Origin of the sequence: Pseudomonas sp. KUIN-1, from assembly GCF_009176725.1 — a bacterium.
GTDB classification, from domain to species: Bacteria; Pseudomonadota; Gammaproteobacteria; order Pseudomonadales; family Pseudomonadaceae; genus Aquipseudomonas; species Aquipseudomonas fragariae.
The window spans coordinates 3,272,292-3,290,105 of record NZ_AP020337.1; the positions used below are offsets into that span (position 1 = coordinate 3,272,292).

15 protein-coding genes and 1 tRNA gene are annotated in these 17,814 nt (G+C 60.1%); 5 read left to right on the plus strand and 11 right to left on the minus strand.

What is annotated here, in order from left to right:
* Position 1: 1 nt before the first annotated feature.
* A complete protein-coding gene (locus KUIN1_RS14470) occupies positions 2–1,015 on the minus strand; it encodes an isopenicillin N synthase family dioxygenase (protein WP_152092082.1) in 1,014 nt (337 codons plus the stop codon).
* 227 nt (positions 1,016–1,242) lie between these two features.
* Positions 1,243–1,881: an isochorismatase family cysteine hydrolase gene (locus KUIN1_RS14475; RefSeq protein WP_024651075.1), complete on the minus strand. Its 639-nt coding sequence runs from the start codon at positions 1,879–1,881 to the stop codon at positions 1,243–1,245.
* A gap of 179 nt (positions 1,882–2,060) precedes the next feature.
* Here KUIN1_RS14475 and KUIN1_RS14480 point away from each other — a divergent pair, with 179 nt between their 5' ends.
* Positions 2,061–2,438, plus strand: a complete 378-nt coding sequence (locus KUIN1_RS14480; RefSeq protein ID WP_024651076.1) for a YceK/YidQ family lipoprotein — start codon at positions 2,061–2,063, stop codon at positions 2,436–2,438.
* Positions 2,439–2,538: 100 nt separating this feature from the next.
* On the opposite strand, the gene KUIN1_RS14485 is transcribed toward KUIN1_RS14480, so the two are convergent.
* The gene (locus KUIN1_RS14485) at positions 2,539–2,829 is read right to left on the minus strand and encodes a hypothetical protein (RefSeq protein ID WP_024659478.1); all 291 of its coding nucleotides are present in this window, start codon (positions 2,827–2,829) and stop codon (positions 2,539–2,541) included.
* Between the two features lie 314 nt (positions 2,830–3,143).
* Here KUIN1_RS14485 and KUIN1_RS14490 point away from each other — a divergent pair, with 314 nt between their 5' ends.
* Positions 3,144–3,950 carry a c-type cytochrome gene (locus KUIN1_RS14490; RefSeq protein WP_024642730.1) on the plus strand — a complete coding sequence of 269 codons (807 nt, stop codon included), beginning with the start codon at positions 3,144–3,146 and terminating at the stop codon, positions 3,948–3,950.
* 156 nt (positions 3,951–4,106) lie between these two features.
* On the opposite strand, the gene KUIN1_RS14495 is transcribed toward KUIN1_RS14490, so the two are convergent.
* The 5 genes from KUIN1_RS14495 to KUIN1_RS14515 all read right to left on the minus strand — a co-directional run bounded on the left by KUIN1_RS14495 (position 4,107) and on the right by KUIN1_RS14515 (position 11,996).
* A tRNA-Cys gene (locus KUIN1_RS14495) sits at positions 4,107–4,180 on the minus strand.
* Between the two features lie 200 nt (positions 4,181–4,380).
* The gene (locus KUIN1_RS14500) at positions 4,381–6,120 is read right to left on the minus strand and encodes a tannase/feruloyl esterase family alpha/beta hydrolase (RefSeq protein WP_152092083.1); all 1,740 of its coding nucleotides are present in this window, start codon (positions 6,118–6,120) and stop codon (positions 4,381–4,383) included.
* A gap of 118 nt (positions 6,121–6,238) precedes the next feature.
* Positions 6,239–7,645: an efflux transporter outer membrane subunit gene (locus tag KUIN1_RS14505; protein WP_024638610.1), complete on the minus strand. Its 1,407-nt coding sequence runs from the start codon at positions 7,643–7,645 to the stop codon at positions 6,239–6,241.
* Positions 7,645–10,791, minus strand: a complete 3,147-nt coding sequence (locus KUIN1_RS14510; protein WP_060409824.1) for an efflux RND transporter permease subunit — start codon at positions 10,789–10,791, stop codon at positions 7,645–7,647. The genes KUIN1_RS14505 and KUIN1_RS14510 overlap by 1 nt, the downstream gene beginning before the upstream one ends.
* 2 nt (positions 10,792–10,793) lie before the next feature.
* On the minus strand, positions 10,794–11,996 hold the full coding sequence (locus KUIN1_RS14515) for an efflux RND transporter periplasmic adaptor subunit (RefSeq protein ID WP_152092084.1): 1,203 nt from the start codon (positions 11,994–11,996) through the stop codon (positions 10,794–10,796).
* A 144-nt stretch (positions 11,997–12,140) separates the two neighbouring features.
* Between KUIN1_RS14515 and baeS the strand changes: the two genes are divergently transcribed.
* Together baeS and KUIN1_RS14525 are read left to right on the plus strand one after the other, a co-directional pair.
* The gene (gene baeS / locus KUIN1_RS14520; RefSeq protein ID WP_003400907.1) at positions 12,141–13,532 is read left to right on the plus strand and encodes a sensor histidine kinase efflux regulator BaeS; all 1,392 of its coding nucleotides are present in this window, start codon (positions 12,141–12,143) and stop codon (positions 13,530–13,532) included.
* Positions 13,529–14,212 carry a response regulator gene (locus KUIN1_RS14525; protein WP_116830915.1) on the plus strand — a complete coding sequence of 228 codons (684 nt, stop codon included), beginning with the start codon at positions 13,529–13,531 and terminating at the stop codon, positions 14,210–14,212. Before baeS ends, KUIN1_RS14525 begins: the two co-directional genes overlap by 4 nt.
* Before the next feature lie 134 nt (positions 14,213–14,346).
* Here the strand turns inward: KUIN1_RS14525 and KUIN1_RS14535 are convergent, their stop codons facing one another.
* Genes KUIN1_RS14535 through KUIN1_RS14545 form a run of 3 tightly spaced genes read right to left on the minus strand, consistent with a single transcriptional unit; the run spans position 14,347 to position 17,422 of the window.
* The gene (locus KUIN1_RS14535; RefSeq protein ID WP_024660941.1) at positions 14,347–15,747 is read right to left on the minus strand and encodes an LLM class flavin-dependent oxidoreductase; all 1,401 of its coding nucleotides are present in this window, start codon (positions 15,745–15,747) and stop codon (positions 14,347–14,349) included.
* A gap of 4 nt (positions 15,748–15,751) precedes the next feature.
* Entirely contained in the window at positions 15,752–16,192 is a 441-nt protein-coding gene (locus tag KUIN1_RS14540; protein ID WP_116830917.1) for an acyl-CoA dehydrogenase, read from the minus strand.
* Between the two features lie 15 nt (positions 16,193–16,207).
* Positions 16,208–17,422 (minus strand): SfnB family sulfur acquisition oxidoreductase, encoded by a 1,215-nt coding sequence (locus KUIN1_RS14545; protein ID WP_162885968.1) that lies wholly within the window; start codon positions 17,420–17,422, stop codon positions 16,208–16,210.
* Between KUIN1_RS14545 and KUIN1_RS28055 the strand changes: the two genes are divergently transcribed.
* Positions 17,421–17,648, plus strand: a complete 228-nt coding sequence (locus KUIN1_RS28055; RefSeq protein ID WP_162885045.1) for a hypothetical protein — start codon at positions 17,421–17,423, stop codon at positions 17,646–17,648. The genes KUIN1_RS14545 and KUIN1_RS28055 overlap by 2 nt on opposite strands.
* Positions 17,649–17,814: the final 166 nt, after the last annotated feature.

Below are 17,814 nucleotides of genomic sequence, written 5' to 3' on the forward strand. Positions count from 1 at the left end.
GTCAGGCCACCTTGCTGCCGCCAAAAGTGGTCTGCTTGACGAACTTGGACAGCAAATGATCGCCTGATGTAACCGGCGCATGCCGAGGCGTGGCGCCAGGCTGCAGGCAACCTGGCAGGCATTGAATCAACGTGTCGTAGTTCGGTTGGTGGAAGAACACCAGAGACTGTCGGCGGTTGTCCTGCTCGCTGGTCATCGGTGGATTGACCACTCGGTGCAGCGTGGAAATCCACTGATCGTTGGTCCACTGCATCATCAGGTCGCCAATGTTGACCACAAAACCATTCTCGACATACGGCACATCGACCCACTCGCCCTGGCGATTACGTACTTGCAAGCCGCCCAGCGCGTTATCAGGGCGCACTATAGTCAGACTGCCGTAGTCGGTATGCGCACTGGCGCGTAACTGGCCAGCCTCGACTTCAGTCTTGATATCCGGATAACTCAGGCTGCGGAACATGCTGATATGCCGGTCGATCTTGTCATCGAAAAAACACTCATCCAGTTCCAATGCCAGGGCAAACAAGCGCATCAACGATTGAGCCAATTCGCTCATGGCATCGAAATAGGCCTGATAAGCTTCCTTGAATCCGGGCAGCAGGTCTTGCGCAGGCCAGACATTCGGTGCGAAGTGCGACCCCGCCTGAGCATTGTGATAATAATCTTCATCCGGCACATCGCTCGGCCCGATGGAGAAAGACTCCTTGAGATCCCCCGGCGCACTTTCCTCCAGAGAATAGGAAAGGCTCTCCTCGGCCACGGCGCTGTAACCACGCACCATTTCCGGGCTGGGCCGATCGACCTTGCGCTTTTCCGCCAGCGGCAAATCAAAAAATTGCCGGGTCAAACGCGAGACACTGTCGATAAGTTCTCCGGGAATCTGGTGCTCGGTGATGACCAGAAACCCGATATCCCGACACGCCTGATTGACTGCCCTGGCTACGGCAGCCTTGCCGTCCGGGTCTTCTGAAAAATAGGGGGCCAGGTTGATAATGGGCACATAGTGCAGAGTCATACGGCTGCTTCCTCTCGCTGAAACGCTGCTGGAAAGGCTCACCAACAAGGGTGAAGGTCAGCGAGGCAGGAGCAGAAAGCATGCCACTGGAAGAATTCATCGTTCATACAAGCAGTTAGCTGTTTCGACGGTTAAAGCCGGATCAAACGGTCTGAAACAGAACGCATGGTTTGAATGCACAGGTATGACAAAACGGGCCAGGATTGCGCACATTCGCCCCGCTTTTTTCAGGCGCTTGCAATACGCTGGATGACATCGGCGGTCGTCGTTACTTCACCGAACTCATAGGCAATCGTCGTCAGGGATATTCGCTGAACTTCTTCAGCTGAAACAGCGCCGAACCCGACGTCCGGGTAGTCCATCGCAGCATTGGCGTCGCTCAGCGCGATGACTTTGTATTCACGATGCACGCCGTCCCTGATCGTGGTTTCACAACACACATTGGTGACGGTACCGCAGACGATGATCGTGTCGACATCCCGCGCACGCAGCACGGTGTCCAGGTCCGTGTTATGAAAGCCGCTGTAAAACAGCTTGTCGACAATCACGTCACCGGGCCGAGGCGCGAGTGCTTCGATGACCTCAACGCCCGGATCATGCCGTGCCAGTATCTGGTCCACATTCGGATAAAGATCACGCATGCGCCCGGTGTCAGAACCATCGCCGCGCACGATATGGCGAAGATAAACCACCATCACCCGAGCAGCCCGTGCGGCTTGCAGCAGCGTCTGGATGGGCTGGACGATGTCCGCAGTACTTTTTACGTACAACGCCCCGCTGGGCTCACAAAATACCTTCTGCATGTCTACAACAATGACCGCCGTTCTGCGCGGATCGATCGGCCAGCGGACAAGGGGTTTGCTCATGGGACTTACCTCGATTGAGCCTGACAGGCTGGGTAGCCATGCCAAGCAATAATCGTGCTGTCTGTCTCCAGAGCATCTGCAGGGAAGAACTGTGCACCGTTCACGCGACAGTGCAGAGCATGTGCCTCATGCGCCTGAACTGCCGTCCTAAACGCATTGAAAATACAGGGAACGTTGTTATGAAGCCGAGTTTCGTAGAGCAAAAACAGTCAGGCAGGTTTCATCGGAAAACCCATGGCATGCTACTGCTGGCACTTGCCTTGACCGGATGCGGAACAATCAACACCACGTTTAGACCCGATTCCGTCGCAGGTGAAAAGCTTACTGACTGGAAATCAAATTGCTCCTCCATTCCGCGCGTTTACAGCGGGGTCATGCTCGACTTCTGTGAACTGAACGCCGAGCCCAAACAGAGTAGCGCTTATCAGAAAACCAATGCGCCTGAGTGGGTTTTGCTGGACATGGGCTTATCAGGCATCGTAGATACGTTGCTCCTGCCCTACACGATTTATCAGCAAAACCAATACGGCTATATCAACGCAAGCCGCTTTAAATAGCGGCTGAGCCAGGTTTTGGAACCCCTCGCGTTCCGATCCCCGGCAATAGCAAAGTACACGGGTACCCCACTCGTCCATTGCGTAAAGCATCAACGAAAGCTCAGGAAAGCTTGAAGGCCTTCAGCGCCTGCTTGGCATTGGCTATCAGGTCAGGCGTCATTGGCTTGCCCTGCCTGTCCAGAAGTACCGGGGTGCATGCGCATCGACAGCGCACGCGGTTATCCCCCTCTGCCCACCAATCGAGCATCTGCTGCCCCGTGAACAACTCGCCATGTCGTTCGATATGCTGCTCCCGACTGGTGGGCGTCAGGGCGGACAGGTGCATGAATTTCACAGTCATCCCGAGGCGCTCTGAATCAGCGATGTCGTTCTGCAACTTGCGAATCCGCATTTCATGAAGTTCAGAATCAGAAATTCTACCGACCAAGGCTGAGCCCTCGTTAAGACACACATAAAATTAATAGACCACTCCAGCAACTCGCGCCAGCTTTCAATCGCCTATCAAGCCAGTTCCAGCGGATAACGATCGCACGGCAGGGGTAATACCCGAGCGAATTACCCTTGCTATGGCCACGGGCAGAATGCGAACAAAGAGCCTGCAGCCCCGTTCAGGCTTCGCATAGCCTTCAAAATGAGCAAGCCCGCTTTTCACGTCCGTGTGGTCGTGCCAGACTTCTCGCCGTTCACGATAAGGAGCGAGATCCTTTGAAAGCACTTATTCTAGTCGGAGCTCTGTTGCTGAGCGGGCCGGTGTCCGCGGCTCAACTGGACCTGCAGTTGGGGCAGAACAGTCGCACCTGGCAAACGGAAGATTTGCTTACCCATCCTCAACTGCAAGTCATTACCGTTAAAAATGATGTTGCTTACAAGAAGGACATGGTCTATCGCGCCGTGCCTCTGACTGCGCTGCTGACAGGAGTCAAGCCCGGCGACCACCTGCAGGCAGTCGCTCTGGACGGGTTTGCCGCAGAGCTGGCCGCTGCACCCTTACTCAACGATAAAGGCGCACGGGCCTGGCTGGCGATTGAAGACCCTGCCCATCCGTGGCCCCCTTTGGCCGCTGACAAGCCCAGTGCAGGGCCTTTCTACCTGGTATGGACGGACCCTCAGGCTGGAAATATCAGCCCGGAGCAATGGCCATTTGAAGTGGCCAGCATCAAGCGCATGGCTCCCGTTGCCGAGCGCTTCCCTGCTCTGTTGCCGGATCCTGCGCTCAAGATTGATGATCCGGTCAATCAAGGGTTCGCGCTATTTCAGAAAAACTGTCTGGCTTGTCATCGTTTGAACGGCGCGGGGGACGCACAGTTTGGGCCTGATCTGAATATTCCCTACAACCCGACCGAGTATCTGGGAATGGACTTCCTCAAGCTCTACATTCGCAACCCTCAGGATTTGCGTCAGTGGCCGCAGGCGAAGATGCCGGCGTTTTCGGAAGCGGTTTTGCCGGATGCAGACTTGCAGATGCTGATGGCCTATCTGCAACATATGGCTGGACGCAAGATAAAGCCTTGATACCGGCGGGCCACTTCAGCCAGGAGATAACGAAGTGCGTGCAGCGCAGGGTCAGGGCCGTTGCGCAGCCTTTAACATGAGGAGATTTCGGAACCCCTCACTTTTCAGCGCCCAATAAAAAACCCCGCAGACCTTAATCTGCGGGGCTTTGAATAGTGGAGGCCGAGGTCGGAATCGAACCGGCGTAGGCGGATTTGCAATCCGCTGCATAACCATTTTGCTACTCGGCCTCAAACGAAAGATGCTTCACTTGAACATCAAACGTATTTTGATTTCGCGGGAAACCTGTATTTCTTTGGCTTCCAACCCATTGAATCTAAAGGGTTTTTTTCAATTCCTCGCTCAGGAATGGACGCAATTCTGTACTGGTTCGCATGCCATGTCAAGAACGAGGAGAAAATAATTCGCCTACGCTGTACCCGTGCAATCGTTACTGCGCCTGACGTTCCAGGGGCGTATACGGTTTGAAGAACGCGCTGCCCATCCATTGCGGTGTTTTTTCCGTAGTCAGCGGCTGGGCGCGCTGGTAGCTGTTTGCGTTTTTCGCGTAGCCCCTGTGGTCGTACTCGGCCATGAACGGGTACGGGAAGACCTTGCGAGTACGTCCGCGATTGCCCACGTTTTCCTTGACCATGGACGCCGGCAGCGACTGTGCCAGCGGTCTCTGCCTGTTGCCGGCCTTGTCGGGGCCTGCCTGCCTGACAACGATGGCATCCGGGGCCCGGCTTTTTTCGACCCAGGCCATGACCGGTGTCAGCAGATCGACCAGGCTTGGCCCTTCCCCGCCGCCGCAGTGATAGACGCCGGGCAGCATGTACAGCCTCGAGAACGCCTCGGTGCGGGTCTTGCCCATCTCGGCTTCAAGCGCCTCGTGATACGCCAGGGTGTTGAGCGGTGAGACGTTCGGGTCAGCCCAGCCGTGCCAGAGGATCAGCTTGCCGCCGCGGTTGGCGAATGGCGAAAGATCAGGGTTGGTAGCGTCGTACAGCGCATGCAGCGGGCGCAGTTGGTCAAAGGTTTTTTTGTCGAAGTCCAGCGCGTTCAAATCGAAACTTGCAGGCGGGTTCTTCTCGAACGCGACGTTGCGAATGGCCTCCAGCGCGGCCTTTTCGCTGTACACCGCCTGATCGGCGCTGACCGGCACGAACACGCCAGCCCAGGCCAGTTCCGAGCCCGGCTGCGGGCCGCCCAGGGTCAGCCGCTCGCCACTGGCAGCGTCTTTCGGGCCTTCGTAAAAGCGTCTGACCGTGGCCACCTCCTCTGCGCTCAGGCACGTGGCGGGGTCGGCAGATGCCTTGCATTGCAGCGCGGCGGGTTCGAAATGGCAGATACGCGGATCCGCTATAAGGCCATCGATCTGCCCGTCCAGCAGATCGCATTGGTCGAGTACAGCCTTGTGCAGCAACGGCAATCGTGAAGCGAGCAGAATCGGCTTGCCGTCCGCGCCGCGGTTGGAGCGCGCCATCCAGCCGTGATACAGGGTTTTCTGCACTTGAAAGTTGAGCGCCGGGGCTCCGGCAATGATGCCGTCGAAATCGTCAGGGTAACGCTGCGCTTCGATCAATGCCTCGCGGCCGCCGTCCGAGCAGCCACTGAAGTAAGCGTATTCTGCTTTGCGGCCATAGAACGCGGCGATCAGTTTCTTCGAGGCCAGCGCAGTGAGGTGCACACCACGATGGGCGAAATCGGCACGCTTTTGCGGGTCGTCGCCAAAATGCTCGTCTGCCGCCCGATGGCCCATGTCGGTTGAAGCCACCGCGAATCCGCCAGCACTCAGGGATGTGCAGCCATCAGCGGCGCGCACGGTCGAGTTGACGTTGCCACACAATCCGCCGCAGCCGACTTGCAGATAGCGCTGCTCCCAGGTGCCGGTTGGCAGCTCGAGCCTGAAGTTGATCTCGGGCGCCAGCCGCGCTTCTACGGCACACACCGCAACACCGTCACGCGTCGATTCACTGGCCGCCAGCACACGACTGCCCTGCCCGCCGATATCACTGAGTTCCACGCTGCTTAGTGCAGCACAGCTGCTGACCGGTTTGACCACTGCAAGCCGGGACGTATTGTCGGTGGTTGCAGAAGATGCCATACGGGCCAGAGCCGGTGTCTGAATGCTGAGTGAAGTGACCAGCAGCAACAAGGCGTGGGCGTACTTCGGCTGGGAGGGTTTCATGAGAACTCCTGTTCATGAAGGATCAAAACCACAGTGCGAACCCATAAATGGCCGCACTGTGCGCAAGGGTAAAACGTTTAAGCCTGGCGATTATTCAAAAGCCAGTAGAAAAAAACCATCACCGATTCCATCCGCCGCCCATGACCTTGTAGAGCGTGACGCGGTTGCTCTGCTCTGTGAGGCGCAGGGAAATCAGGTCCTGCTCGGCACTGTAGAGCGAGCGTTGCGACTCGAGCGCCTCCAGATAACTCTGCGATCCGCCGCGGTACAGGGCGTCGGCCAGTTCGTAGCTTCTGCGGCTGGCATCGGTGTAGGCCTGCTGCGCGGCAAGCCGCTCATCCAGCGTGCTGCGCACCGCCAAGGCATCGGCCACTTCCTTGAACGCGGTCTGGATCGTCTGCTGATAGGTCTGAATCTGGATCTGGTTCTCGACCTTGGCCGAGTCCAGCGTGGCCCGATTGGCGCCGCCATCGAAAATCGGCACGCTGATACTTGGCGCAAAGCTCCACGCGCCGGCTCCGGACTTGAACAGGCCTGACAGGCTGGTGCTGGAAGAGCCTGCACTGGCAGTCAGGGTGATACTGGGGAAGAACGCCGCACGCGCGGCACCGATATCAATGTTCGCGGCTTTAAGTGTGTGTTCGGCACTCAGCACGTCCGGGCGGCGTTGCAGGAGGCTGGAAGGCAGGCCGTCCGGCACCTGCACCAATTGCGCCACCGACTGCATGTCGGCATTGGGCAGCAGTTCCTCCGGTAGATCGCTGCCGACCAGCAAGCGCAAGGCGTTACGGTCCTGAAGAATCTGGCTTTTATATTGCGCGACATCGCCCCTCGCCGATTCGACCGTTGTCTGCGCCTGAGCCACTTCCAGTCCGGAAGAACCGCCCAGCGCATGGCTGCTTCTGGTCAGCTCGTAGCTTTTCTGCTGACTGGCCAGCGTGTCTTCGGCGAGTTTCAGAAGCTGGTTGTCGGCGGCCAGGGTCAGCCAGCCGGTCGCCACTTCGGCGATCAGGCTGATCTGCGTGCTGCGCCGGGTTTCGGTCAACGCCAGGTAATCCTCGAGCGCTTCGTCCTGAAGGTTCTGGATACGCCCGAACACATCCAGCTCATAGCTGCTCAAGCCCAACTGCGCGCTGTACTCGTGGCTGATCGACGACTTTCCGGTCATCGAGGTCGATGACGGCGTGCGTGTATGCGTGCCGCTGCCACTGGCATCAATGGTCGGCAGGCTCGCCGCCCGCTCGATGCGATATTGCGCCTGCGCTTTCTCGACGTTGAGGCTGGCCAGGCGCAGGTCGCGGTTATTCACCAGCGCCAGGGTCTGCAGGCGCACCAGGCGGTTATCGATGAAAAAATTCTGCCATTCGACGTCCGTGGGCACGCTGCCCGACGCGGCCGGTTGGCCAGCCGTCCCCGGCAGCCATTGGCTTGAGACCGGCGCTTCAGGGCGCTGATAGTCCGGGGCCAGATTGACGCAGCCCGCAAGCAGCGCCGTGACGGCCAGCGAAGGCCAGAAAAGACGCATCATGCTTCACCTGTAGATGTGGGTTGAGCCGCCGGAGCATTGCCTGACGAACGACTGAAGCGGCGACGTACTTCGACGAAGAACAGCGGCACCAGGAAAATCCCCAGCACGGTGGCGCTGAACATGCCGCCCAGTACGCCCGTGCCGATCGCATTACGCCCGGCCGAGCCTGCACCGCTGCTGAGGGCCAGCGGCAGCACACCGAACATGAACGCCAGCGAGGTCATCAGAATCGGGCGCAGTCGTTGCCGGGCGGCAAGAAGGGTCGCTTCATGCAGGCTTTTGCCCTGTTCCTGAAGATGCTTGGCGAACTCGACGATCAGAATCGCGTTTTTCGCCGCCAGGCCCACCGTGGTCAGCAAGCCCACCTGGAAGTACACGTCATTGCTCAAGCCACTGATCCGCGTCGCCAGTACCGCGCCGACCACACCCAGCGGCACCACGAGCATGACCGAGAACGGCACCGACCAGCTCTCGTACAAGGCGGCCAGACAGAGAAACACGAACAACACGGAAATGGCGTAGAGCATCGGCGCCTGGGAGCCGGACAGGCGCAGTTGATAGGACTGCCCGGTCCACTCGTAACCGATGCCTTCGGGAAGTTGCTTGATGATGGCTTCAACGGCATCCATCGCGGTACCCGAGCTGACACCTGGCGCAGGATCGCCCACCACCTCAAGTGACGAGCTGCCGTTGTAACGCTCCAGCAGGGGCGAACCGTAGCTCCAGCTGCTGCTGGCGAACGACGAGAACGGGACCATTTCGTCATTGCTGTTGCGCACGAACCAATGGTCCAGATCGGCTGATTGCATGCGCGAAGCGGCCTCGCCCTGCACGTAGACTTTCTTCACTCGCCCCTGATTGAGGAAGTCATTGATGTAGCTGCCGCCCAGCGCTGTGGACAGGGTCGAGTTGATGTCGCTGGTGGACAGGCTCAGTGCACCGGCCTTGCGGTCGTCGATGGTCACTTTCAACTGCGGAGTGTCGTCCAGGCCGTTGCTGCGCACGCCCAGCATGCTCGAGTCCTTTCTCGCCAGCTCGATAAACTGCTCGCGTGCCGCCACCAGTGCCTCATGCCCCACACCGCCGAGGTCCTTGAGTTGCACGTCGAACCCCGAACTCTGCCCCAGGCCGCGCACCGCAGGAGGCTGCATGACAAACACGCTGGCGTCGCCGATGCTCGCCAGGGCCAGCGTCGCGCGTTGTGCTACCTGCGCCGCACCCTGCTCCTTGCCGGACCGCTCGCTCCAGTCCTTGAGCTTGATGAACGCCCTGGCGGTGTTCTGACTGTTACCGCCCATCCCCAGCCCGGAAATACTGATCAACGCCTCGACTTCCGGCTGTTTGAGCATGTAAGCCTCGAACTGCCGCATCACCGCCTGTGTCCGGCTGTCGGTAGCGCCCACCGGCAGCTGGATCTGCGCCATCAGCGCGCCCTGGTCTTCATCCGGCAAAAACGACGTGGGCAGGCTGACGTAACCCACAGCCATGACCACCAGCACCAGCGCATATACCAGCAGCCCCTTTACGCGATGTTCGATGACTCCACTCACGCCTCGCTGATAGCGGTCGGCACTGCGGTCGAACGTGCGGTTGAACCAGCCGAAAAAGCCACCCCGTTTTGCATGCAGTTGCGCATCCGAGGCTTTGAGCATCGTTGCGCACAACGCCGGCGTCAGGGTCATTGCAACCAGCACCGAAAGCAGCATGGCCGAAACGATGGTCACCGAAAACTGCCGGTAGATAATCCCGGTGGAACCGCTGAAAAAGGCCATCGGAATGAACACGGCACTCAGCACCAGCGCGATACCGATTAGCGCGCTGGTGATTTCGTCCATTGATTTGCGGGTCGCTTCCAGCGGGCTCAGGTGCTCTTCGCCCATGACCCGCTCGACGTTTTCCACCACCACAATGGCATCGTCGACCAGCAGGCCGATGGCCAGGACCATCGCGAACATGGTCAGGGTGTTGATCGAATAGCCGAACAGCGCCAGCACGCCGAACGTGCCCAGCAGCACCACCGGCACGGTAATCGCCGGAATCAGCGTGGCGCGCAGGTTCTGCATGAACAGAAACATGATCAGCACCACCAGCGCGATCGCCTCACCCAGCGACTTCACCACCTCCTTGATCGACAGGCTCACGAATGGCGTGGTGTCATAGGCAATGACTGTTTTCAGCTGCATTTGCGCGGGGTAGAACGGTTCCAGCTCCTTGAGTTTGGCCTTGATCGCTTCGCCAACACTCAGCGCGTTTGCACCTGACGCCAGCTGAATACCCATTGCGGCCGCCGGCCGGCCATTGAGCGCCGAGTTGATGTCATAGCTTTCGCTGCCCAACTCCACCCGCGCCACATCGCGCAAGAGCACAACAGCGCCGTCACTGGAAGATTTGACGACCACGTTCTCGAACTGCTCGGGCGTCTGCAGCTTGCTGCGGGCGCTGATGGTCGCATTCAGTTGCTGACCTTCAACTGCGGGCAAGGCCCCCAACTGACCTGCCGAGACCTCGGTGTTCTGCGCCTCCAGGGCCGAGCTGATGTCGGAGGGCATCAGCGAATACTTTTCCATCCTGGCCGGGTCCAGCCAGATACGCATCGCGTACCCCGAACCCAGGGTCTGCACGTCGCCGACACCATCCACACGGCTCAGTTGATCGAGCAGCGTGCTGGAAATGTAATCACCAATCTGCGTGCCGGTGACGCTTTCGTTGTCGGAGGCAAGGGCGACCAGCATCAGGAAGTCGGAACTGCCCTTGGTCACCGTCAAGCCTTCACTCTGCACGCTTTGCGGCAGGCGCGATTCGGCCTGCTGCAACTTGTTCTGCACCTGCATCTGCGCCACATCAGGGTCGGTGCCTGCGGCGAAGGTCAGGCTGATGCTCGCACTGCCCGCAGAGCTGCTGGAGGCGGACATGTAAGTCAGCCGGTCCAGCCCCTTCATCTGCTGCTCGATGACCTGCGTGACGGAGTCTTCGACAGTCTTGGCCGATGCACCAGTGTAGGTGGCGGAGATTTTTACCGTCGGCGGCGCGATATCGGGGTATTGCTCAAGGGGCAGCTGGCTAATGGACAGCCCGCCGGCGAACATGATGCAGATGGCAATGACCCAGGCGAAGATGGGCCGATCGATGAAGAAACGAGCCATGTTCAGCCCTCCTTCACGGTAGCGGCAGTGGCCGCAGCACCAGATGCTGGCGAATCGGCGTTATCAGCGTTCTGCACGCTAACCTCGGTGCCGACCGGGGTTTTCTGCCCGCCTTCGACCACCACCTGATCATTGGCCTTGAGCCCGCTGCTCACCCACCACTGGTTGCCCACCGTGCGGTCGACGCTGATCACCCGCTGCTCGATCTTGCCGTCAACCACCAGCAACACCGTGGTCTGGCCACTGGCACTGCGGGTGACGGCCTTTTGCGGTATCAGGATGGCATTCTGATCCTGCGCCTGTTCCAGCACCGCCACCACGTACATGCCGGGCAGCAACAGCCGTTCTGGGTTGGCAAAGCTGGCACGCAGCGTCACGGTGCCGGTGCCTTCATTGACGCTGACGCCGCTGAATTGCAGGCGGCCATCCTGGTTGTAGGTGCTGCCGTCATCCAGCTTGAGGGTGATTCGGGCTTCCCCGTCGCTGTTGGTTTGCAGCTTGCCGCTGGCCAGGTCGCGCTTGAGACGCAGCAACTCGGTGGTGGACTGGGTGACATCGACGTAAATCGGGTCGAGCTGCTGAACCGTGGTCAGCGCGGTGTCCTGCTGGGCCACCACCAATGCACCGGGGGTCACGGTCGAGGTCTCGATGCGGCCGCTGATGGGCGCGGTAATCCGTGTGTAGGCCAGATTGATGCGTGCGGTCTGCACATCGGCCTCCGCCACTTTCACCTCGGCGGCGGCAGTCAGCAGGCTGGCCTCGGCGTCTTCTTTATCCTGCTGGCTGATGGCGTCGATCCTGGCCAACTGCACATCGCGTTTGGCGGTGGCCTGTGCGGACTTGAGCGTGGCACGGGACTTGGCGAGCGTGGCCTGCGATTCTGCCAGAGCCGCCTGGTAGGTCGCGCTGTCGAGTTGGTACAACGGCTGACCAGACTTGATTTCGGCACCTTCGACGAACAGTCGCTGCTGCACGATGCCGCTGACCTGGGGCCGTATCTCGGCAACCATGAACGCTTTGGTGCGCCCCGCCAGCTCGGTGGTCAGCGACTGGCTGCGCGGTTTGACGGTGACCACCGACACGCTCGGTTTCTCCGCAGCAGGCGGCGAATCACCGTCAGAACAACCGCTCAGAAGACCGATAAGGGCTGCGTAGATGACAAAGGTCAAAGTCATCAGGTATTTGGCGAAAATCTTGCTCGACATGATTGCCTCAGGACGTTGTGGCGAAAGCCTGACGTCAGAGTGCGAGGCAAATGTGCAGGAAAATTGAAGATTGCCGCGTTGACTTGAAACTTGCTGTCACGAAGGCCTAAATGGACGCCGTCTTCACGTAAAACCCGGGCCTTCATGAAATCGAGTATCTCCACCAAACTGTTTGTCGCGGTACTGGCCAGCGTACTGTCAGTAATCCTGATCATGGGCCTGACCGCGAACTGGAGTTTTGCCCGCGGCTTTCTGGGCTACCTCAACGAACAGGCCATGCAACGCATGTCGCCGGTCCTGCCGCGGTTGGCCGCTGCCTATGCACGCGAAGGCAGTTGGGAATTCATGCGTGACAACAAGGATCGCTGGTTCGAAGTGATGCGCCCGGAACCGGCACAGGATTTCGCCATCCCCGGGCTGGCGACACCGCCTACTTCCGACTTGACCGGCGCGGTGTTCCGGATCGCGCTGCTGGATGCGCAGAAGAACCTGGTGATGGGCTTTCCAGGGGTCCATGACGATGAATTCATGCGCCCGGTGGAAGTCGACGGCAACGTCGTTGGCTGGATGGCGGTCACGCCCTTTCAAAGTGTCAGCGAAGCCGGTGGTGAGCGCTTTCAGCAGTATCAGTTGCGCGCCAGCCTGGCGATGGGTGTGCTGTCACTGCTGCTGGCGGTGCTGATTGCCTGGTGGATCGCGCGCACCCTGCTCGATCCGGTCAAGCGGGTGGCCGCAGCAACCCATCGCCTCGCCGCAGGTGAATACGCCAGCCGCGTGGCGGTGTCCTCCAACGACGAGGTGGGTCAACTGGCGCGCGACTTCAACCAGCTGGCGTACACCCTGGAACGCAATGAGAAGATGCGCCGCGAGTTCATGGCCGATGTGTCCCATGAGCTGCGCACCCCGCTGTCGGTCTTGCGTGGCGAACTGGAAGCCATCGAGGATGGCGTGCGCACACTGGATCAGGCATCGATGAAGTCCCTGCAGGGCGAAGTCGGCATGCTCAGCAAGCTGGTGGATGATCTGTATGAGCTGTCCCTGGCGGATGTGGGCGCCCTGACCTACCGCAAGGTCGACTGTGACCTGGCGGAGCTGCTGACGAATATCACTGACATGTTCGAAGAGCGTTGCGCAGCCCGTCAGTTGCATTTGCAGTTGGAGCTTGCTGGCGGAGCTCTGCCGGTGCATGCAGACCCAGGGCGCCTGCAGCAATTGATCGGCAACCTTCTGGAAAACTCGGTGCGCTACACCGATGCCGGGGGGACAGTGCATGTGCGTGCCGCTTTGCAGGGCGATGAGGTGCGCGTCGATGTGATGGATTCCGGACCCGGCGTCGACCCGCAGCAATTGCCCAGACTGTTCGAACGCTTCTATCGCGGTGAAACCTCGCGTAACCGCGCCAGCGGCGGTGCGGGTCTGGGGTTGGCGATCTGTCACAGCATCGCCCTCGCCCACGGCGGCACCCTGAGCGCCGACCACTCGCCCACAGGCGGCCTCTGGCTGACCCTGTGCCTGCCAGGACACCTGCGCCCATGACCGCTGCCAGCCTCGACACACTGATTCTCATTGTCGAAGATGAGCCCAAGCTGGCGTCGCTGATGCGCGACTACCTGATCGCGGCCGGCTATTCGACCCACTGCCTGAGTAACGGGCTGGACGTTGTGCCTGCTGTCAGAGCGAACGCGCCACAACTGATCCTGCTCGACATCATGCTGCCTGGCCGCGATGGCATGGACATCTGCAAGGAACTGCGCAGCTTCAGCGATGTGCCCATTGTCATGATCACCGCACGCGTCGAGGAAATCGACCGGTTGCTGGGCCTGGACCTCGGTGCCGACGACTATATCTGCAAACCGTTCAGCCCACGGGAGATGGTCGCTCGCGTCAAAGCCATCCTGCGTCGGAGCTCTTCCAGCGAGCCGCACCCGCCCAAGGGTTTGCAGGTGGACGAAGCGCATTACCAGGCCTCGTTCAACGGGGTCACCCTGGACCTGACCCCGGTGGAACTGCGTCTGCTGGCGACCTTTGCCCGCTCACCGGGCCGGGTCTTCTCCCGTGACCACTTGCTGGACAGGCTCTACTCGGATCACCGCGTAGTGACCGACCGCACCGTGGACAGCCACATCCGCAACCTGCGCCGCAAACTGGAACAGGCCTGCCCGGGTCAGGACCCGATCCAGTCGCTGTACGGGGTGGGTTACAAGCTGGAGTTGTGACCGGTGCTGTGCGCAGCATGGGTACGATAGTTACAGGACGATCGTTCCTCACGCTCCCGCGTGGGAACGCTTGTCGTGACGCGCCGCGTCACGAATCTGCGCCGCGCCGCCTGCGCGACGACAGTCATCACATTTCAGGCACTCTCCGTCTGCCGGTTGCGCTGCAGCGCAGCCAGGTCGCGGAATCCGGCACCCGGATGCCCTGCTTCCAGGCGTGGCCCGTCGCCAAACAGCTTCTCGCGCAACGTGCCCTTGGCGTATTCGGTCTTGTAGACACCGCGCTTCTGGAGCTCCGGCACCAACAGCTCGACCGCATCGATGAAGGTTTCATGGGTCAGTGCGTAAGCCAGGTTGAACCCGTCGACGTCGGTTTCTTCAACCCACTCCTGCAGCAGATCGGCCACGGTTTCCGGACTGCCGACAAACAGCGGGCCGAAGCCGCCGATGCCGACCCAATCGGCCAGGGCCTGCGGCGTCCATATCGTGTTCGGGTCTGCCGTGGAAAAGGTCTCGACGGCCGACTGAATGGCATTGGTATGAACGTGGCGCAGGGGTTCGTCGGGCTTGAACTGGCTGAAGTCGATACCGGTCCAGCCGGAAATCAAGGCCATTGCGCCCTCATAACTGACCCAGCTTTTGTATTCCTCGAATTTGGCCCTGGCCTTGACATCCGTCTCGCCGAGGATCACCGTCTGCAAATTGAAAATCAGCACCTTGGACGGGTCGCGGCCAGCCTCTGCGGTGCGCCGGCGGATATCGGCCACGGTCTTTTTCAGCAGCACTTTCGAGGGCGCTGCAACGAAAACGCATTCGGCGTGCTCGGCGGCGAACTGCTTGCCGCGGCTTGAAGCGCCGGCCTGATAGAGCACAGGCGTGCGTTGCGGCGACGGCTCGCACAAGTGGATGCCAGGCACCTGGAAGTGTTTGCCGACATGGCGAATCTCGTGAATCTTGCTCGGATCACTGAATACACGGCGCTCCCGGTCACGCAGAATCGCGCCGTCTTCCCAACTGCCTTCCCAGAGTTTGTAACAAACCTCCAGATACTCCTCTGCGTAGTCGTAACGCGCGTCGTGTTCGGTAAGGGTTTTCTGGCCCAGGTTCTTCGCGCCGCTTTCCAGATACGAGGTGACGATATTCCAGCCTGCGCGCCCCTTGGTCAGGTGATCCAGCGTCGACAGGCGACGGGCAAACGGATAGGGATGTTCGAACGACAGCGACGCCGTCAGGCCGAAGCCCAGGTGCTCGGTCACCAGCGCCATGGGCGGGATGAGCTGCAACGGGTCATTGACCGGCACCTGGGTGGCCTGGCGAATCGCCGCCTCGCCGTTGCCGCGATACACGTCATAAATGCCCAGCACATCGGCAATGAACAACCCATCGAACTTGCCGCGCTCGAGGATTTTCGCCAGATCGGTCCAGTATTCGAGGTCCTTGTACTGCCAGGAGCGGTCGCGCGGATGCGCCCAGAGGCCCGGCGATTGATGGCCGACGCAGTTCATGTCAAACGCGTTGAGGCGGATTTGGCGGGACATACACTTACTCCTGAAGCTGTGGCGGAACCACGCCGTTGAGGCGTTGATTGCCGATAACCTGATAGTGCCAGCGCAGCGGCTCGCGACCGGCCGGGGCTGACAATGACGGGCGCTGCCCGGTCAATTCGTATTGAATATTGCCCACCGTTTGCAAAGCATCGGCGCTGGCAATGACCGCTTCGCTGCTGGCGATCAGGCGTTGCTCGGCCGAACCGTCCAGCCGCCGGGCGCGCTCCAGCAGCGCGGCGGCGACGTCCAGACGAATCTGCAGATCCCCGACCTTGCTGATCACGTAGGGCTCATCGATGATGCGCTGCAGGCCACTGAGCGACCACGGCCGACCATGCTCACGCAGGTAATCGAGGGTGTCTTGCAGGCCCTGGCGCGCCTGATCGAGGTCTTCGGTGGCGACCGCCAGTTGTGCGGTAATTGCGGGATGCGTCATGGGCGTACTCCTTGATCAGTTCCAGGCGTGACGTGGCGGTGCGATACCGTTGAGCACCTGATTGCCGATCAGGTGGTATTTCCAGCGTGCCGGGTCATGCAGCGTGTGGGTCCGCGCGTTGCGCCAGTAGCGGTCCAGATTGAGTTTACCGAGCACCGAGCGGGTGCCGGCCAGTTCGAACAGCTGGCTGCTGGCGAACAAGGCAATCTGCGCCGACAGCACCTTGGCCTGGGCGACGATCACCGAGGCCTGAGCGACGCTGGCTTCACTGGGTTCGGCCAGGGCATGGTCGATGGCCTGTCCGGCTTTGGCGAGGATCGCGTCGGTACCGTGCAGCCGCCACTGCAAGTCGCCGATGGCGGCAATACTGAACGGGTCCTGCCAGCCGAAATCCTGCTTGCTGTCGATCCATGGGCGGGCCAGCCGGGCATGCTTCAGGGTTTCCTCGAACGCGCCGTGAGCAATGCCAGTGTCCACCGCCGCCTGAATGATCTGCGAAATCGGCCCATTGGCCGTCGGTTCGTCGAAAGCGCGATGCGCCGGGATCACCGCACTCGAGGGTACGCGAACGGCCTTTAACACCGCCCCGCCACTGGCCGTGGTGCGCTGCCCGAAACCGTCCCAGTTATCGATGATGGTCAAGCCCGGGTTGTCGCGCTCGACGAAGGCGATGAACGCCTGATTCTGCTCGTTGACGCCGGAAACCGGCACGATGTGCGCGAACAGGGCGCCGGTGCAGTAGAACTTTTCGCCGTCCAGCACTGCGTGCTCACCCTCGAGGCGAATCCGGGTCTGAAAGGCGCCGGCGTTCTTGCTTTTCGACTCGGAGAACGCATTGCCGAAGCGGTAGCCGGCCAGCGCCTTGCCGAAGTAGTAGCGCTTCTGCGCCTCGGTGCCGGTCTGCAAGAGAATATCGAGCACGCCCAGATGGTTCTGCGGGATTTGCCCGAGTGACGGGTCGGCGGCAGAAATGAGCTTGATCACTTCCGCGACGGTGACATAGGAAACGCCCGCACCGCCGTAGGCCTTGGGTACGGTAATGGCCCACAGGCCGCTGGCGGAGAACTCATCCAGCTCGGCGACTGGCAGACGCCGTTCGCGATCACGCACTGAAGCTTCTTCAGCGAAGCGACCGGCCAGTGCCCTGGCCACTTCAATGGCTTCGGCGTCCGAGCCAATGACGTGCGCTGCGGGAGGTGCGGCAGTTGCAAGGGAGGAAGGGAAACTCATGGACAGGCTCCTGCTCGTTGGCGACAGGTTGAAAACACTCAACACGCTTGACCCTGAACACTGCACAGCCCGTGCCGAAAAATATTTACCTTTAAAAGCAATAAGTTGCGAAGCAATCCACATGAATAGCCGCACCCTGCAGCGCAAAATGTTCGAACGCTGTTGCTGGCCGAACAGCGGCGTACTCGCAGCGCGTCCAGCGCAGACACAGGTATTTCAGGGCTGACGAGCTGCCGACGTGGCTGACGACGCGGTGGGATTTGCCAGCCAGCAGTCATGCCACTGTTGTCTGATCAACAAGAAAACCATCGCCCCATAAATAAATCATTAAAATCAGTCAGTTACATTCAGGCACAAAGCATGCAGAGAGTCCGGCGAACCTTCCACCGGCC

What these genes read in the sequence shown, in the direction of transcription:
- KUIN1_RS14475 (WP_024651075.1), bottom strand. Translation starts at nt 1,881, where the DNA reads ATGAGCAAACCCCTTGTCCGCTGGCCGATCGATCCGCGCAGAACGGCG.
- KUIN1_RS14470 (WP_152092082.1), bottom strand. Translation starts at nt 1,015, where the DNA reads ATGACTCTGCACTATGTGCCCATTATCAACCTGGCCCCCTATTTTTCA.
- KUIN1_RS14525 (WP_116830915.1), top strand. Translation starts at nt 13,529, where the DNA reads ATGACCGCTGCCAGCCTCGACACACTGATTCTCATTGTCGAAGATGAG.
- KUIN1_RS14510 (WP_060409824.1), bottom strand. Translation starts at nt 10,791, where the DNA reads ATGGCTCGTTTCTTCATCGATCGGCCCATCTTCGCCTGGGTCATTGCC.
- KUIN1_RS28055 (WP_162885045.1), top strand. Translation starts at nt 17,421, where the DNA reads ATGGACAGGCTCCTGCTCGTTGGCGACAGGTTGAAAACACTCAACACG.
- KUIN1_RS14515 (WP_152092084.1), bottom strand. Translation starts at nt 11,996, where the DNA reads ATGTCGAGCAAGATTTTCGCCAAATACCTGATGACTTTGACCTTTGTC.
- KUIN1_RS14545 (WP_162885968.1), bottom strand. Translation starts at nt 17,422, where the DNA reads ATGAGTTTCCCTTCCTCCCTTGCAACTGCCGCACCTCCCGCAGCGCAC.
- KUIN1_RS14540 (WP_116830917.1), bottom strand. Translation starts at nt 16,192, where the DNA reads ATGACGCATCCCGCAATTACCGCACAACTGGCGGTCGCCACCGAAGAC.
- KUIN1_RS14500 (WP_152092083.1), bottom strand. Translation starts at nt 6,120, where the DNA reads ATGAAACCCTCCCAGCCGAAGTACGCCCACGCCTTGTTGCTGCTGGTC.
- KUIN1_RS14535 (WP_024660941.1), bottom strand. Translation starts at nt 15,747, where the DNA reads ATGTCCCGCCAAATCCGCCTCAACGCGTTTGACATGAACTGCGTCGGC.
- KUIN1_RS14505 (WP_024638610.1), bottom strand. Translation starts at nt 7,645, where the DNA reads ATGCGTCTTTTCTGGCCTTCGCTGGCCGTCACGGCGCTGCTTGCGGGC.
- KUIN1_RS14485 (WP_024659478.1), bottom strand. Translation starts at nt 2,829, where the DNA reads ATGCGGATTCGCAAGTTGCAGAACGACATCGCTGATTCAGAGCGCCTC.
- baeS (WP_003400907.1), top strand. Translation starts at nt 12,141, where the DNA reads ATGAAATCGAGTATCTCCACCAAACTGTTTGTCGCGGTACTGGCCAGC.
- KUIN1_RS14480 (WP_024651076.1), top strand. Translation starts at nt 2,061, where the DNA reads ATGAAGCCGAGTTTCGTAGAGCAAAAACAGTCAGGCAGGTTTCATCGG.